This is a genomic window from Nostoc sp. (assembly GCF_036917155.1).
GTDB lineage: Bacteria > Cyanobacteriota > Cyanobacteriia > Cyanobacteriales > Nostocaceae > Nostoc.
The window spans coordinates 22,191-39,450 of the sequence record NZ_JBALDZ010000068.1 but is presented as its reverse complement, the minus strand read 5'-3'; the positions used below and the strand labels follow the sequence as shown (position 1 = coordinate 39,450).

10 protein-coding genes are annotated in these 17,260 nt (G+C 42.4%); 7 read left to right on the top strand and 3 right to left on the bottom strand.

The genetic code is table 11. The features are described from left to right. The first annotated feature begins 273 nt into the window (after window positions 1-273). Entirely contained in the window at window positions 274-2,718 is a 2,445-nt protein-coding gene (locus V7K67_RS10160) for a hybrid sensor histidine kinase/response regulator (protein WP_335166367.1), read from the top strand. A gap of 132 nt (window positions 2,719-2,850) precedes the next feature. Here V7K67_RS10160 and V7K67_RS10155 read toward each other — a convergent pair whose 3' ends face one another. Beyond that, window positions 2,851-3,255, bottom strand: a complete 405-nt coding sequence (locus V7K67_RS10155; RefSeq protein ID WP_334733510.1) for a KTSC domain-containing protein — start codon at window positions 3,253-3,255, stop codon at window positions 2,851-2,853. Window positions 3,256-4,069: 814 nt separating this feature from the next. Between V7K67_RS10155 and V7K67_RS10150 the strand changes: the two genes are divergently transcribed. Continuing rightward, complete coding sequence (locus V7K67_RS10150; protein WP_334695669.1) at window positions 4,070-4,423, top strand: hypothetical protein; 354 nt, start codon at window positions 4,070-4,072, stop codon at window positions 4,421-4,423. A gap of 169 nt (window positions 4,424-4,592) precedes the next feature. Here V7K67_RS10150 and V7K67_RS10145 read toward each other — a convergent pair whose 3' ends face one another. Both V7K67_RS10145 and thrC read right to left on the bottom strand, forming a co-directional pair. Beyond that, window positions 4,593-4,868 (bottom strand): ubiquitin-like small modifier protein 1, encoded by a 276-nt coding sequence (locus V7K67_RS10145; protein WP_334733509.1) that lies wholly within the window; start codon window positions 4,866-4,868, stop codon window positions 4,593-4,595. 149 nt (window positions 4,869-5,017) lie between these two features. Next, window positions 5,018-6,322, bottom strand: coding sequence for a threonine synthase (thrC, locus tag V7K67_RS10140; protein ID WP_335166364.1), 1,305 nt, complete (start codon window positions 6,320-6,322; stop codon window positions 5,018-5,020). Window positions 6,323-7,149: 827 nt separating this feature from the next. Here thrC and V7K67_RS10135 point away from each other — a divergent pair. The 5 genes from V7K67_RS10135 to V7K67_RS10115 all read left to right on the top strand — a co-directional run bounded on the left by V7K67_RS10135 (window position 7,150) and on the right by V7K67_RS10115 (window position 16,999). Beyond that, the gene (locus tag V7K67_RS10135; RefSeq protein WP_334706857.1) at window positions 7,150-9,609 is read left to right on the top strand and encodes a beta strand repeat-containing protein; all 2,460 of its coding nucleotides are present in this window, start codon (window positions 7,150-7,152) and stop codon (window positions 9,607-9,609) included. Window positions 9,610-9,780: 171 nt separating this feature from the next. Continuing rightward, window positions 9,781-10,344 (top strand): hypothetical protein, encoded by a 564-nt coding sequence (locus V7K67_RS10130; RefSeq protein ID WP_334733508.1) that lies wholly within the window; start codon window positions 9,781-9,783, stop codon window positions 10,342-10,344. A 143-nt stretch (window positions 10,345-10,487) separates the two neighbouring features. Then, window positions 10,488-12,035, top strand: a complete 1,548-nt coding sequence (locus V7K67_RS10125; protein WP_335166362.1) for a hypothetical protein — start codon at window positions 10,488-10,490, stop codon at window positions 12,033-12,035. Beyond that, window positions 12,032-16,225, top strand: coding sequence for a TonB-dependent receptor (locus V7K67_RS10120; protein ID WP_335166360.1), 4,194 nt, complete (start codon window positions 12,032-12,034; stop codon window positions 16,223-16,225). The genes V7K67_RS10125 and V7K67_RS10120 overlap by 4 nt, the downstream gene beginning before the upstream one ends. Window positions 16,226-16,300: 75 nt before the next feature. Beyond that, on the top strand, window positions 16,301-16,999 hold the full coding sequence (locus V7K67_RS10115; protein ID WP_335166358.1) for a transposase: 699 nt from the start codon (window positions 16,301-16,303) through the stop codon (window positions 16,997-16,999). The last annotated feature ends 261 nt before the right edge of the window (window positions 17,000-17,260 follow it).

Genomic DNA, 17,260 nt, shown 5'->3' with positions numbered 1-17,260 from the left:
AATCTTCTAAAATCCATTTTAAATAACCAAACTTTACTGTTATTGCCGTTAAGTCATATTACTATAGTTAAAGTCATCAAGTTATCTGCTTATTAAATTATTTAAATAATCAGATAGTAATTTGATTGGGCTATCAAGTGCAGTCAAGGCTGAATTGCCTACAGAAGTCTAGATGACATTGATGGCAATGCTCACCTATAGAAAGCGCTATAAATCTACGTTTCTTATTAATACGAGGCAAGTGGTCATTCGGCAATAGTTAGGAAAAATTTAATGACATCTTTCGTGTGTAACAAAGAATCAGCGAGGCTTGAGGCTCTGCATCAGTACCAGATTCTCGACACTCCACCAGAAGAAGCATTCGACGATCTAGCGTTCTTAGCCGCACAGATTTTTAACACACCGATCGCCTTGGTTAATTTAATTGACGCTAACCGTCAGTGGTTCAAAGCCAAGGTGGGGTTAGATATACCAGAAATGCCACGAAATAGGGGTTTCGACTCGATTTGTATGGAAAGTGGCGAAGTTCTAATTATTCCTGACACCTTGGCTGATGAACGCTTTGCGACAAATTCCCTAGTTACTTCTGCTGAATTTGCTGTGAGATTTTATGCTGGCGTACCTTTGCTAGCACCGGGAGGAGAAGCGATCGGGACTCTGTGTATAGTCGATCGCGTACCACACCAAATCAGTCTGCAACAGGTGGAAGCACTGCAAACTCTGAGCCGTATGGTAGTTCGACAACTAGAGATCCGGCGGAACTTAGTTGAACTAGCAAGCATAAAACAGGAATACAAGCAGGCACAAGAGGCATTACATCAAAGCGAATCTATTTTTGGCAGTTTCTTTAACAGTTCACCGATGATGATGGGAATTGCCGAGTTGGTAGATAATGACATCCTGCATATTTCGGATAACCCCGCCACAGCGAAATTTTTTGGACTCACGCCAGAAGCAATGCAAAATCGGCTAGCGCGAGATATGGGTGCAACAGATCAGCGTGTATCCCAGTGGATACATTATTACCGTCAAGCAGAACGCACTCAATCACCCGTCAAGTTTGAATATTCTGACAATATTCCCCAAGGCCAAATATGGGTATCAGCTACAGTCTCAACAATTACAGCAAATTCCGGTAGCCGTAAGCAATTCGCATACATAGCTGAGGATATTACAGAACGCAAACAAATAGAACAAAAAATCTGCGAACAAGCAGCATTGCTGGATATTGTTAGTGATGCAATTGTTGTGCAAGATTTGTCTAACAAAATTTTATTATGGAACAAAAATGCTGAAAAACTTTACGGCTGGAAGTCAGAAGAAGCTATAGGTAAGCAGTCTAATGAACTTTTCTCCACTGAACCTTTGGCGCAACACTTAGAAATTTATCAAACTGTTTTAAAGAATGGTTTTTGGCAAGGTGAGTTACACAAAACCAGCAAATCGGGCAAGAAACTTATCGTTGAAAGTCGCTGGATGCTGATCAAGGATGAGTATTTTCAAGCCAAATCAATTCTCGCCGTTGATACTGATATTACCCAGAATAAACAACTAGAAAAGCAAGTTTTACGTACTCAACGGATGGAAAGTATCGGCACTCTTGCTAGTGGTATTGCTCATGATTTAAATAATGTGTTGTCACCAATTTTAATGTCAGTGCATCTGCTCAAAGCTAAAAGCCACGATCAACAGATTAGTCAGATGTTGTCAATCATAGAAAGCAATGCCAAACGTGGTGCTGATTTAGTCAAGCAAGTACTGTCATTTGCTAGGGGAATTGAAGGCGATGTCCAAGGACAAACCCTTACGCCTCAACACACTGTACTGCAAGTCAAACACCTGATTTTAGAAATGCAGCAAATTATCTTACAAACATTTCCCAAATCAATCGCAGTACACACAGAAATTCAGGAGGACTTGTTACCTATTTGTGCTGATAGTACCCAACTGCATCAGATACTAATTAATTTGTGTCTTAATGCGCGGGATGCTATGCTTACAGGTGGAACTTTAACAATATCTGCCGAGAATATTTGGATTGATGAAATTTATGCGAGTATGCATATAGGGGCTACAGTTGGTGCTTACATTGTCCTGACAGTTTTTGATACTGGGTCTGGAATTAGTCAAGAAATATTAGATAGAATCTTTGAGCCATTTTTTACCACAAAAGAATTTGGGAAAGGTACAGGGCTTGGACTATCAACAGTAATGAAAATTATTAAAGAACATGATGGTTTTATCACTCTATCAAGTTGTGTAGGCAAAGGTACAAAATTTCAGGTGTACTTGCCAGCGGTTAATCAAGTTCCAATCCAATCATTACAAGATATAGAAATACCAACGGGAGCGGGAGAATGCATTTTGGTTGTAGATGATGAAACTGCCATTCAGGAAATTACTAAAACATCCTTAGAAAATTATAATTACACAGCAATTACTGCTAGTGATGGCATGGAAGCATTAGCAATTTATGCCCAGCATAAAGAAAAAATTAGTGCCGCGATTATTGATATAATGATGTCCAAAATGGATGGAGCAACTACCATTCGCACATTGCAACGCATAAATCCGCTATTGCCGATTATTGCTGTTAGTGGACTGGCAACAAGTGAGCAAGTCCCAATCGATAAAACGGCTGAGTATACAGCCTTTTTACCTAAACCTTATACAACGCAAGAATTATTGAAAACCCTACATACAGTTATTAGTCATTAATCTACATTATCTAGACTAGGACTTACGCAAAAACCCTCTCAAACTCTCATTCCTCCGTGGCCTCTGCGTTCTCTGTGGTAGCCTGCGGCAAGCCGCTCCACGTCTACGTTTTTCGTTATCTGTGCGTAAGTCCTATAGACGATCGCAATCATATCTACCTTTAATCTCTTGATTGAAAAAACTGCCAATTGAATCAGAGGAATGTAAATCTTCCCAAGTATCCTCGTCTACGCCTAAGTACTGATAAACAGCGCCACTTTGAAACTCAACTTGCAAAATCTGTTCGTTGCGATCGTAGCCTACAGCCATAGCCATTGAGGAGACAACTGGTAGCATCAGAATTGGTTCTTCTTCAAAGGGTAATGCAGTCGTTTCGGCAATCGCCTCGTTGAGTTCTTGTAATCCTTCATAAGCTTGTATTGGCGCTGGAATTTCCAAAAACTCTAATTCGTCACCTCGGTCGAGCAACAATTGCAAATATCCATCAGAGTGAGCGATCGCGACTAAACTGCTCAAGTCTACCTTAGATAGCTTCATTTATTTTGCGCTCTCCTATTGACGTAGTCGGGAGTGTTAAAGTTTTATGCAACACTTAACTGATATCTTGCACCAGGCGACTGGAAGTCGCGGCTACACAGGCAAAACCCGCCTGTGCGGGTTGAAAACCTTGATTTTGCATTAGTCCGCGTAGGCGGACGAGAGTTTGTATAGCCGCGATTTCTAAGATACTGTTGGCGAATTGATAGGGGGTCTAACTGATCATTGCAATTGCTCTTGATTTTAGTCCGTTTCAACGGACAGTAGCTCTTAGCCCGAAATTTATTTCAGGGCGGGAAAGCAACGCCAAACCAAGGTTTTAGAGGTGAGGGGTCAAACCCATCAAGAGTTGACCAACAGTGTCTTTCTAATTGCCAGGGCTAGGTGCAAGATATGAGTTAAGTGCCTTTGTAGTACAAATATACTATAAAGGCACTTTCATGTCAAGTTTTTTTCACCAAGCGAGAATTTTATGTGTGTAATGTTTTATAAGAAGAATTCAGAAGTCAGAATTCAGCATGAATTCTGTACGAGTGGTTGATAGCGCCGGCGGCAAGCGAGTCCACGAGCGTCTGAATATTGGTTAAAACCTCGCCCGAAGTCAAGCGAAAAAAAATTAAAATATTCTCGCCTTAAAACTCCATCCCTTCATGGGTGGAGTATTCTGACTCCAGCAGGACTTTTTATTTCTTACTAAATATTTTTACAGTCCTAGTGCATAATCTTGGCACTTGCCAATCCCCATCAAATACTGATTATGATCGGATGTCTGTGGGTAATACTAGAGAAAAAATTACTGGCGACGAAGTTCATTATGAACCTAAGTATAGTTGATGATAAATTGCAGATAGAATTTACGTTTCAAGAGCAACTGCTAGCTGTTCGCTTGAATAAACTTTGGCAAATATCACTAGCCCATATTGAACAAGTTACGACAGCCGAACCCCAAAGTAATTGGCGAGAATTGCGTGCCCCTGGTAGCTTTATTCCTGGAGTGATTAAGGCTGGAACTTATTACACTAACCGTGGTAAAGAGTTTTGGTATGTAAATCGAGAGACAAATTATTTAACGATTCAATTGCGAGATGAATCCTACAAACGGATTATCTTAACTATCGATGACAATGAGTCTTGGCGACAAAGACTTTCTCAGATAATTACTGCATAGTTAGCTAAATCAATCAAGAGTGCTGAGTCAAAACACTGCTGCATCATCTTGGCAGCGAGTAAGAAAAGTAGCAGCCTACCAATGGAAATTCCCAGTCGGGGACTGGGAACAAAGAAATCTCTCAAATAGTTGTCTAGTTAGACTTCTAATTTATTTGGTGTTTTCTGTATTAACCACCAGCGACAGCTGGAACAATACTTACTTCATCGCCATCTTTCAGAACTGTATCTATACCATTTAAATGGCGGATATCTTCGCTATCGACGTAAAAATTTACAAATCGACGTAACTTACCCTGTTCATCGCACAACCGAGATTTAATACCAGGAAAGCTTTGTTCTAAAGAATCTAACAATTCAGCAATAGTGCTACCGGTGGATTCTAGAGTAGCTTGATTATTAGTAAAACTCTGAAGAGTTGTAGGAACTAAAACTTTTACAGCCATAGAAGTACGAAGTAAAGGGGTGAGAAGTTAGTTAGGAGTTAGGAGTGAAGAGTTAGGAGTGAGGAGTCATCTGTAAGGGGTGAGGAGTGAAGAATAAAGTAAAGAGTTATGAATAAAAAAACTCCTAACTCCTAACTCCTAACTCCTACTTAAACGAGGACTTGTTGCCATTCCAAGCGATCTAGAGTACGCGATCGCTCTAGGGCCCGTTCAAAACTATCGATCTTAGCATCAATTGTCAAAGGTTCGCCAATGTAGCCTTGTAATGCTTCCTGTGTTTTCAGACCATTGCCGGTGATGTAAAGCACGGTAGTTTCATCTGGATCAATCTTGCCAGCTTCGACCAGTTTTTTCAGCACGGCGACGGTTGTACCACCAGCTGTTTCTGTGAAGATGCCTTCGGTTTCTGCCAGCAACTTGATGCCATCAATAATTTCTGCATCATTGACTGATTCAATGTTACCACTAGTCTTCTGAGCTAACTCTACAGCATAAATGCCGTCTGCCGGGTTGCCGATCGCGATGGATTTCGCAATTGTATTCGGTTTAACTGGCTTAATAAAATCACGTCCTTCTTTAAAGGCTTGGGCGATGGGCGAACATCCATCTGCTTGAGCGCCACTAAAACGGACTTTTTTCCCTTCTACCAACCCGATTTCGACAAATTCGTTGAAACCTTTGTAAATTTTTGTAAATAGTGAACCAGAACCAAGGGGAACAACGACGTGATCGGGTAGTTCCCAACCTAGTTGTTCTGCAACTTCAAAGGCAAGTGTTTTAGAACCTTCAGAGTAATAAGGACGCAGATTAATATTGACAAAACCCCAACCGTGTGTATTGGCAATTTCCGAACAGAGACGATTTACTTGATCGTAGTTACCCTGAACAGCCATAACGGTAGGGCTATATATCAGACTACCTAGAATCTTACCGGCTTCCAAATCTGCGGGGATGAACACACAGCAGTCTAAACCGGCGTGAGCTGCGATCGCAGCTGTAGAATTTGCCAAGTTACCTGTGCTCGAACAAGAAACAGTGGTAAAACCCAATTCCCGCGCCCGAGTCAAAGCAACTGATACTGCCCGATCCTTAAAGCTCAGGGTGGGCATATTCACGGCATCATTTTTTATATAAAGCTTATTTAGACCCAGGCGACGGGCAAGACGATGGGAACGCACCAAAGGAGTCATCCCCGTTCCCACATCAATAACATTATCAGTTGCGACAGGCAAAAAGGGACGGTAGCGCCAAATGGAATTGGGGCCAGCTTGAATTGTTTCACGAGTGACAGTCAGACGTAGGGCGTTGTAGTCATACTTAACTTCTAATGGCCCAAAACATAACTCACAAACATTGCTGGCCTTGAGTTCATATTCTGCACCACATTCCTTACACTTCAAGGCTTGAAAATAGGCAGTGCTGGTTTGGGTTTGGGTTGTAATTGCCTGAGTCATAAACTAGCTTTCCCTGTTTGTCTGTCGACTGTCGCCTGATAGTAACACGAGCAAAAATACCAGTCAAACATACCCGATAAAAATAGTCGGGTATGTTTAGTGTTGAACGGAATGATTCTTGTAAAACTTTAATATCAGTAATCACTGTATTTAGTACTTATACTTACACAATCAATGTTAAACAAAAAGAAAATAGCCTAAAATCCTCAGTATTAATACTTCCAACAAATATGATTAAATTGCATCACGGTTATGATTAAATTGCATTTATTTAAAATACCATCTCATTTAAACGATATAGATCACTTAGCTAACTTTCAATTTTTTAATCTAAATAACTCCACAGAGTAATATAGATTTCTGACAACCAAAACTCAAAAGCACTTTAAAATATAGGTTTTAGTGTTTTTAAAATCTGAGTTAAACCATTAAAATTGCTATGTATGTTGCCAAAATAAAGCTAATTTCTCCGCTTTGATGCACTCATTCACAGCAAGAGAAGTTACTTATTTACACTGAAGATTTTTTTTGCTTTAAAAGCTACATTTCTATATACATCGATAAGTCAGCAAAACACAGTAATAAATTACACATATTTGCTATTGCCAGCCTTGATTCTCAAGGACAAGCGTAAAACAAGTAGACAAATTATTTCTGGTTATTGCCTCAATACGGTTTCTCAGGAGTGTCAGTAATTTAACTTCTTAAATAGGCATTCCCGAAACATTGAAGCTTTGGGCAGCTATAATCGGCAATTCCTTAAGGAATTGCTGAACTTTATCCTGTCTCAAAATCCAAGATACAAGTTCAGCAAACAAACTACTTCTATGGTAAATCGAAATCAATCTGTCAACAAGCAGCGTAAAGTTTACCTATCTCTAGCAGCAACAGCATTATTAACTGGTGGCCTTTTCCAATTTGTCGCGCCTGTATTAGCTGACGGAACTACTGGGGGTACATCTATCAGTAACACTGCGACAGCAACTTACGAAGATCCCAACAATCCAGGGACAACTATAAATTCCACCTCTAACACTGTCACGGTGACAGTAGCAGAGGTTGCGGGTATTACTGTCACAGCGTCAGGTGTTACAGATAACAACGGTGGCACTGTTGGAGTTAACGATTTACTCATCTACACCTATACCCTAACCAACGTAGGTAACGACCCCACCAAATTCCATATTCCTAACCAGGCTACAACAACTGGGCCGGGTACAGTTTCTGGCACATTACCAAATGGTGGTACACTTAATAGCCTGCAATATAGCACCGATGGTGGTGCAACTTGGACAAACGTAACAGCTGGTGGTGTAGATACACCCTCAATTCCAGTTAATGGTACTGTGTTGGTACGTGTGCCGGTAACTGTACAGACTGGCGCTCAATCGGGTGACATAATTAAAGTTACCCTTGGTAACACTCCTGGTGATGCCCAAAACCAACTGCGGAGTCCCGATGGTGGTGATGTTTATACTGTAGATAATCCTGATAACGCAGGTGGCGGGGAAGTTCCTGGCGCACCAGTTAACGGTACACGAGAATCTAGTATTACCCAGCAAATTCAAGTAGGCAACACAGCTAAAACTGTTGCTCTGGCCACAATACTCAAAACTCGGACAGGTTATAACGCTGGTAACACTTCCGTACTCAATGATGATGTGCTGACTTATGGTTTAAGCTTGCGAGTTGAGAGTAACGACGTAACCGGTCGTGGGCTAGCACCCGCAGCTTTAGCTGGTACAACCATCAAGGTAGACGGTAATCCAGTTACTCGCATCTTAGTTTCTGATGCACTTCCAGCATCAACAACTCTTAATGGAACCCCAACTGCTCCTTCAGGGTGGATAGTGGTTTACGCTGGTGAAGATCCTACAACTACAACTGCCGATCAGGCTCTGTGGGAAACTAACAGTGCGAATGTAACAGGTGGTGTAGTTAAACGGGTTGGTTTTATTAACGATCCTAACTCTATCTCTTCAGTTGCCACTGGGACAACCGTTACAGGTTTTACAGTACAAGTAAAGACCACTGGAATCACAGGAACGACAGCGACAAATATTAACAACATCGCTCAAGTGTTCGGTAAAACTGCTGGAGATCCAAATAGCCCTCTACTCTTTGACGATTCAGGCGATCAAAATCCAGATAACATCAACCCCACTAATGGAGCCTTTCCTACTACAGTAGACTCTGGCTATTATCCCGGTACAGTTCCTGCCAATCAAACTGACACAGGTAATAACAACCAAGGTAGTAATTCTGTTACAGGAAATGTCAACATCTACACCGTTTCAGTCGCCCAAGCAAACTCAGTTTTAAACGGGCCGAATAATGCACCTGATGCTGTTGGTCCAACAGATAATAACGACGACTTCACAAACAAATCCTCTTTTGTTCCTCCTAACACATCACCTGGTAGTACGCTTGACCCACAATCAGTTGGTTTCACTAACACAATTAAGAACAATGGCACTAACCCTAACGACATCACAATAGTGCCAACGGCACCAGCAGTTCCCGCAGATTTACCAGATCAGACAAAGGTGACTATTACCTATGGTAGTAATTCTGTTGTCTATACCTACGCATCTGGAATCTTTACAACAACTAGTACAACACCAATTAAAATACTTGCTGTTCCTGCTGGTACAACTGTCAACTATGGTGTAGAAGTTGACCTACCTGCTAATACTAAGCTCTCAACCGATATTGGTAAGGGCTTCCCAGTACCCATTACTGCCTTTATTGACACTAATAATAATGGTGTATTTGATTCTGCTGAAATCAACAACATCTCCATCGATCGCGTTTACACTGGTTTCCTGAAAATGGTGAAGATGTCACGAGTTCTATTAGGAACTGGCCCAGCAGTACAAGGGACTGATGGCACATTCAGTACCACTCCGAAGAAGCCTGCACCAGGAAACATTATTGAGTACCAAATTCAATACACAAATATTTCTGATGCTCAAGCTGGAACTGGTAACGTGATTTTGAATGCTAACAAAGTTGTGATTACTGAAGATGGTACGCAAACCCCCAACAACTGGGCGCTAGACAACGACAATAACACTCAAATTGATACTAGCAACATTGTTGGTTCAGCTAAAGATTCTGGAGCTTCAACTATCCAATTCTTCAGTGGTAATCCAGCTAGTAACCTTGGTATCGATCAAACTGGAACCACGGTAAACAGTGATGTCACAAAGTATGTAAATACTGCTACTGGACAAATTGCTCCTGGTGTTCAAAGAACATTTACCTTCCAACGCAAGGTTAACTAGATAGTTTGATTTCACCCCTCATTGTTTGCAAAGAGGGGTGTGATAGCGCATTTGTGTTTGTAGTTGGCGATTTAGGACTAAAACGCTAACTACAAACTGATTATTTCCTAGCGAAAACAGGGAAAGATAAATCAGCAATCGACATTGTGAAAGTTTTTTGAGGTTATTTATATGAAGCGTCTTTCTTTTGTAAGTTTAGGAGCGTTCGCTCTCATTGCTACAGTCCCATTTGTCGGTCAAATTCCAGGAATTGCAAATGTATGGCATTCTACAAGTGCTGTTGCTGAGAATGTTAAAACTCAAGGGCAAATTCAATTGCGCTTAGAAGCAGAAAAGCAAGTAGTAGCACAGGATCAGCAGGGTAAGCAAAGTCAGAAATGGGAACCTTTGAAAGGTCAAGTTGTGGTGCAACCAGGAGATGTGTTGCGATATACCTTGAGTGGCGAAAATAAGAGCGATCGCCCAGTGAAGAATTTGACTTTTAATCAACCTATTCCTCAAGGAATGGTCTACGTGCTGAATTCTACCAATGTCGCCAACAATGCCAAAGTTATTTACAGCATTGATGGCGGACGTAGCTTTGTCGAAAATCCCACTGTGAACGTTACTCTTCCTAACGGCAAAGTGGAAACAAAACCAGCACCAGCCAGTGCTTACACCCATATCCGTTTGCAGATTCCATCACTTGCAGCGAAGACAACAGTGAAAGCGACTTATCAAACCCAAGTGCGCTGATTGGGACGCGGGGATACGCCATCTTTCTGACTGTATTTCGAGATGGAACCTGGAAACAAGATTCTTAAAGGGTTTTGGCTTAACTGGATTTCCACAAATAAATAAGTGCTTTTATTAACAACAAGCTTGACATTTCACAGGAGATGTGTTTAGTGAGCCGTCCTCAAAACCAAAAGCAAATTACTTCTAGCAGTAGCTGGTGGCGAGGGTTAACAGCTACTATTCTTCTGGGAAGTTTTTTGCATACTACTATATCTATACCAGCGATCGCGCAACAGACTAACAATCAAGTTGCGTCTTCGCCATTAATAAATCAAGCTACTTACACTTATACGGACTCTGCTAATAATAAATATCAAGGGAGTTCTAGTCAGATCAATGCTACTCCTACCCCATTACTTGATCCTTTAGGACGGATCTTAGGTTGTGCTGGCACAATTTTACCTGACTATACAGGTTTTTCAGTTGGGGTATACGAACCTAACTCTAGCGACCCAACGGGGACAGAATTAGGCAGCTTGGTTGCTCTGACTCGAACAGAGTTACCAGATATTCCTAATAATAATGTTCCTGGCGGTAGATCACCAAATACCGAGAATAGTAACCCCTACTTCGTTACGAATAACCCAGCGGGTGTCTACAATTTCCTACTCGATCCGAATAAGGGTCAAACTGATCCAGGTAAAACCTACATTTTTGTAGTTAATCCACCACCAAATTCTATCTACAGACAGCGGCGGATCAAGATTGAAATCCTTGGTAGCACTGGCACACAAGGTAATAATGTTGTGCGATATGTCGCTAGTTCTCTGGATGGTCAACCAATCAGTCTCACAGGCGAAACCAGAGTAGAACAAACAGTTGTTTTAGTTCCCAATGCAGAAGTTGTGGGACTGGATTTATTAGCCTTTGAATTCACCACAAATTTGTGTCAAGCCAATCAGTTACAGATTATTAAAACAGGCGATCGCGCTGCTGCTGAACCTGGAGATACGGTAATCTACCGCCTGTCAGTAAAAAATCTCGCTGATGCTGGTTTGAATAATATATTTGTCACCGACAACCTACCTTTAGGATTCGATTTTTTGCCGAAATCTGTGCGAGGAGAGGTGGATGGTCAACTAGTCACTATCACTTCAGAACGCAATGGTAATACAGTGACATTCCGCACAGATGTAACCATTCCTACACAGAAAGTCTTGAATATTGTCTACGCTGCTCAACTAACACCTGATGCGGTGCGGGGAACAGGTCGCAACAGTGCGATCGTTAATGCCCAACGGGCTGATAACCATTTTAGCACCAAGGATGGCCCTGCAACACACCAGTTGAAAATTAGTTCAGGAATCGTTTCTGACTGTGGCACGATTATCGGCCGGGTGTTTGTTGATAAAAACTTTGACGGTGAACAACAAGCTGATGAGCCGGGGATACCAAATGCAGTGATTTTTCTGGAGGACGGAAACCGCATCACTACAGATCCTAATGGTTTGTTCTCCTTAGCTAATGTCTTACCTGGATACCACACAGGTGTACTAGACCTCAGCAGTATACCTGGTTATACCCTAGCTCCCAACAAAAAATTCCGCGAACGAAATAGCCAATCTCGCTTGGTGCATTTAGAGTCTGGTGGCTTGGTACGTATGAACTTCGCTGTAACCCCCACATTTCAGGAGCCAGTCAAGAAATGAAACCCAGACTGCACTGTGCAACTATATTTAACCTGAAATTGATGGGGGCAATGCCAGTAGCTCTCTGCTTGGTTTTGTATCCTGCCATAGTCAAAGCTGAAATCACTAGTGAAAATCTCCTTTTCCCTGATTCACCTCCGCAAGCAGACAATGGTGTTGAAGATCCTGGCTTTTCAACGAATCTGGAAAATCTCTCTCCAAATCTCTCCCCTAACAGGGGAGAGGCTTTGAATTCTCGCCATCTTTTGGGAGGTTCCAAACAGCAGTTTCTACCTCATGAATTTTCTTCCACTTCTTCAGCACCAACTACTGATACTTCAATGAAGAGGCAGGGGAAAGGGGGCAGGGAGCGGGGGGAAATAACCCCTTCATCCTGCCCTGAAGCGGAGCGGAATATGGGTTTGAGTCCCCCACTTTTGATAATAGCTAGTGCAACAGGTGGGGTCGAATCCCCATCTGAACTATCCCCCCAGCTAAGAGATCCCTGCTCCCTTACCTCTTCTTCAATTCCAGATGTTCAGCCAAGTGAAACGGAAATACAACCATTTCAACCAGCAAACTCTATTGATTTGCCCAGAGGCTTACGCAAAGTAGCCGGAATCGAGAAAAAGACGGAAGTACAAGCGTTTCAACTAGCAACTTCTATTGATTTGCCCAGAGGCTTAAGCAAAGTAGCCGGAATCAAGAATAAAAATGATGGAGGTAAAGACACCGAGACACAGTTGCAAGCTTCTCCAACGGAAATACAACCATTTCAACCAGCAACTTCGGTAGGTTTGCCTAGAGGCTTACGCAAAATAGCAGGAGTAGTGGACAAGGGGACAAGGGGACAAGGGGAAAATCTTCCCGTGTCTCCCACTCTCCCCATTTCTACAGCCATCAAAATCCTCACTCCGACGGCTGACAGTGTTGTAGATGTCCAAGCTAGCACGGTGATTGTACAGTTTCCCGCTGGTAGTCAGGTGGAATTGCGGGTGAATGGCACGTTAGTAGACCCTTCTTTAGTAGGACGAACGGAAAATGATGCCACCACCAACTTAGTAACGCAGACATGGTATGGTGTCTCGTTAAAAGAAGGCACAAACACCATCTCTGCACAAATTATTGGAGGAACAGAACCCCCTGTAACAGTGCAAGTCGCAGTGCGGGGAGCGCCACAGCGACTAACTTTAGAAACGGTTGAGTCTCGTATCCCAGCGGATGGACGTTCTACAGCAACAATTCGGGGTCAACTGCTCGATGCAAATGGTAATCGCTCTAATCGTAATGCTGTTATCACCCTCATACCCACTGCTGGGGAGTTTGTCGGGAAAGACTTCAAGCCCGATGAACCCGGATTTCAAGTGGAGGCGAAAGGAGGACAATTTACAGCGACATTGCGATCGCAGCTAAAAGCCCAAACTGTCAGTATTCGCGCCATAGCTAATAACTTAGAAGCTTTTACTCAACTGCAATTTGAAACGGCATTGCGTCCGAGTTTAGTTACTGGAGTCATAGATTTACGTTTGGGGGCTAGAGGTACAAATTATTACGGCAGTTTCAGTGATTTTCTCCCTCCTGACAAAAACAACGGCACGCAATTAGATTTCCATTCAGCAGTATTTGCCACTGGTGCGATCGGGGAATGGTTGTTTACGGGTGCATACAACAGTTCTCGTAGCCTCAACGAAGATTGTGACTGTAATAACCGCCTGTTTAGAACTTACCAATCCAACGAGCAAAACTATCCTGTTTACGGCGATAGCTCGAAAGTTGATGTCATCACTCCTTCCATTGACAGTGTATTTCTACGTTTCGAGCGTTCATCTCGTATCCCCGGAGTTTCCCCTGATTATGCTATGTGGGGTGACTATAACACAGAAGAATTTGCGCGGGGATCTCAGCAATTTACTTCTATTACCCGTCAACTCCACGGTTTTAAAGCTAACTACAACTTAGGAAATCTCCAAATTACAGGTTTCTATGGCGACCACTTAGAAGGATTTCAACGAGATACTATTGCTCCCGACGGTACTAGTGGTTATTACTTCCTCTCTCGCAGACTACTACAAGCAGGTAGTGAAAATGTCTTTATCGAGTTAGAAGAACTCAATCGTCCTGGAACTGTATTAGAACGCAAACAGCTTAACCGAGGTCCAGACTACGAAATCGATTACGATCGCGGTACATTATTATTCCGCGAACCGATTCTTCGCACCGATATCGATCAAACTGGACAAGTGTTGGTACGCCGGATTGTTGTTAGCTATCAATACGACGATCAAAACTCTGACGGCAATATCTATGCTGGTCGTTTGCAATATAACCTTTCCCGCAAACTTAACTCCGAAAGCTGGATAGGAGCAACTTACGTCCAAGAAAATCATGGGGTGCGTGACTTTCAACTCTACGGTGCAGATGCGCTGATTTCTTTAGGTAATCAGAGTAAGTTAATCGCAGAATACGCCCATTCCACTAATGATTCTGATGTTGTGGGAAGAGTCAGAGGTGACGCTTACCGGTTGGAAGCTGAGGGAAAAATTGCTAACGGAATTCAAGGTCGTGCCTATTATCGCTTTGCTGATACAGGCTTTGCTAATAATGCCACTATCAGCTTTGTCCCAGGACAAACTCGTTATGGAGCGCAGGTTACAGCGAAAGTGACTTCAACGACCAACCTCACAGCGCAATACGACCACGAAGATAATTTTGGGATTGCTCCCCAACCCCTAGACACCTTTGAAGAACTGTTTGCACCCAGTTCTGATGCGATACCTGGGAGCAGGGTTGATAATTCGCTAACGACGATTTCCGCTGGAATTCAACAACGCTTAGGTAGTGCCACTATTAATCTGGATTGGATTCATCGTCATCGGGAAGACCGCATCCCTGACAGCAGCTTGAGTAGTAATTCCGATCAATTGCGATCGCGTTTTTCCATTCCTCTAGCTAAAAACCTGACTTTCCAAGCCCAAAATGAACTAAGTTTATCTTCCCAAAAAGATCCTATTTACCCAGACCGCACCATCTTAGGCTTGAATTGGGCAGTAATTCCTGGTGTCAGTGTCAGTTTAGCCCAACAGTTTTATAGTAGTGGTCAATATTCGGGTAATTCCATCACTAGCTTGAGTGTCAACGGTGAACACAAACTCGGATCGGATACTACCTTGACCGGTCGTTATTCAATTTTGGGTGGTGCTAACGAAATGACTACCCAAGGGGCGATTGGTCTAAATAACCACTGGACTATTGCTCATGGATTGCGGCTGAATGTTGCTTACGAACACGTATTTGGCAACTTCTTCGGACAGACTGCGGCGGGTCAACAATATGCCCAACCCTTCGCTTTTGGTCAATCTGCATCTGCGATCGGATTTGATGGTGGTGATAGCTACAGCATTGGGCTGGAGTACAGTGATAATCCGCAGTTTCAAGCCAGCGCCCGTTATGAACATCGTTCTTCTTCTGGTGGTGGTAATACAGTCATTACCGCAGCGGCGGCGGGTAAAATTTCTCCGGCTCTCACAGCCTTGGTGCGTTATCAACAAGCTGGTTCTTCCAATCAAAAGCTTTTAGGATTGGGGGATACAGCTACCTTAAAGTTGGGTCTAGCCTACCGCGACCCCAATAACGATAAATTTAATGCTTTATTGCGTTATGAATATCGCCAAAATCCTTCAACCATCCCTGACACCATCCTCTTAGGAAGTGGTACAGGTTCCCAAGACCATACCTTTGCTTTAGAAGCGATTTACGCTCCTAACTGGCAATGGGAATTCTACGGTAAGTATGCTTTGCGTAACAGCACCTCTTATTTAGCCAACGATTTAGCTGGTACTAGCACAGTAAATCTGGCCCAATTACGAGCTACCTATCGTTTGGGATATAGTTGGGATTTAGTGGGTGAAGCTCGTGTAATTAGTCAGTCTAGCTATAGCGAAACAGGTTTTGTTGTAGAAACAGGCTACTATCTCACGCCTAACCTGCGCGTCTCTGCTGGTTATGTGTTTGGTAAAGTTGATGACCGAGATTTCTCTGGCACACGTTCTGCGGGAGGCGCGTATTTAGGCTTTACAGTGAAGCTTAACGAATTATTTGACGGTTTTGGACAGCAAAAGATTCCGCCACCTCAGCCACAGGAATCTGCGATGAAAACTTTGGTGAATAAACTCAAGGCTGCAACAAAGGCAATGCAAAAACGTGAAATATAAAACGGTTATTTGTAGAGACGTAGCACTGCTACGTCTCTACATTGGGTTGTAAACAACAGATGGGGAATTTTCACGATGATCAAACCAAGATTTCAAGGCAAATACCGCGTAGAGTCCACCCGTTTACCAAATCGAAATTATGCTGCTAATGGTTGGTATTTCATCACCATTTGTACTAAAGATTGCTTCGATTATTTTGGTCAGGTCGTGTCAGGTCAGGTAAAACTTTCGGAAATAGGAGAAATTGCTCAAAAATATTGGGTACAAATTCCCAATCATTTTGAAGATATCCAAATTGATACATACGTAATTATGCCCAATCATGTCCACGGAATTATAGTTATTGATAAACCCCTATCCCAATATGTAGAGACGTTGCAGTATGTAGAGACGTTGCAGTATGTAGAGACGTTGCAGTATGTAGAGACGTTGCAGTATGTAGAGACGTTGCAGTATGTAGAGACGTTGCACTGCAACGTCTCTACACAACGCGACAGAATTCAACAGGAAACTTTATGCGACGTTACCCAGCGTCAATTCATGTCTGAAATATCCCCAAAATCAGGTTCATTAAGTGCGATCGCACGATCGTATAAATCTGCCGTTACCCGTTGGTGTCGGGAAAATGGTTATGAAAATTTTGCTTGGCAGCCTCGATTTTATGACCACATCATTCGTGCCGATGCTTCTTTAGACCGAATTCGAGAATACATCATTAATAATCCCATTAAATGGGACAAAGACAAAAATAATCCTACAAATTTATGGATGTGATGTTTATACCCACAATGTAGAGACGTTGCATTGCAACGTCTCTACAAATCGTCAATTTATAACCAAGATTTATTAAATTTAAAATCAAATCTTTTTTTCACTATTTAAAAGCGATCGCCACAGAAAATCTAAATACAGATGGTAGATTATCTAAGATTTTGGGCAATCTAAAGACTGGAGATTTATTTGAGGTAAATCAGACATCATTGATGATTAGAGTTAGGAGAATGAGCATCTTTTAAAGGTTATTTTATGGTGACT

What these genes read in the sequence shown, in the direction of transcription:
- V7K67_RS10125 (WP_335166362.1), top strand. Translation starts at nt 10,488, where the DNA reads ATGTGTTTAGTGAGCCGTCCTCAAAACCAAAAGCAAATTACTTCTAGC.
- V7K67_RS10150 (WP_334695669.1), top strand. Translation starts at nt 4,070, where the DNA reads ATGAACCTAAGTATAGTTGATGATAAATTGCAGATAGAATTTACGTTT.
- V7K67_RS10155 (WP_334733510.1), bottom strand. Translation starts at nt 3,255, where the DNA reads ATGAAGCTATCTAAGGTAGACTTGAGCAGTTTAGTCGCGATCGCTCAC.
- V7K67_RS10135 (WP_334706857.1), top strand. Translation starts at nt 7,150, where the DNA reads ATGGTAAATCGAAATCAATCTGTCAACAAGCAGCGTAAAGTTTACCTA.
- V7K67_RS10115 (WP_335166358.1), top strand. Translation starts at nt 16,301, where the DNA reads ATGATCAAACCAAGATTTCAAGGCAAATACCGCGTAGAGTCCACCCGT.
- V7K67_RS10145 (WP_334733509.1), bottom strand. Translation starts at nt 4,868, where the DNA reads ATGGCTGTAAAAGTTTTAGTTCCTACAACTCTTCAGAGTTTTACTAAT.
- V7K67_RS10120 (WP_335166360.1), top strand. Translation starts at nt 12,032, where the DNA reads ATGAAACCCAGACTGCACTGTGCAACTATATTTAACCTGAAATTGATG.
- thrC (WP_335166364.1), bottom strand. Translation starts at nt 6,322, where the DNA reads ATGACTCAGGCAATTACAACCCAAACCCAAACCAGCACTGCCTATTTT.
- V7K67_RS10130 (WP_334733508.1), top strand. Translation starts at nt 9,781, where the DNA reads ATGAAGCGTCTTTCTTTTGTAAGTTTAGGAGCGTTCGCTCTCATTGCT.
- V7K67_RS10160 (WP_335166367.1), top strand. Translation starts at nt 274, where the DNA reads ATGACATCTTTCGTGTGTAACAAAGAATCAGCGAGGCTTGAGGCTCTG.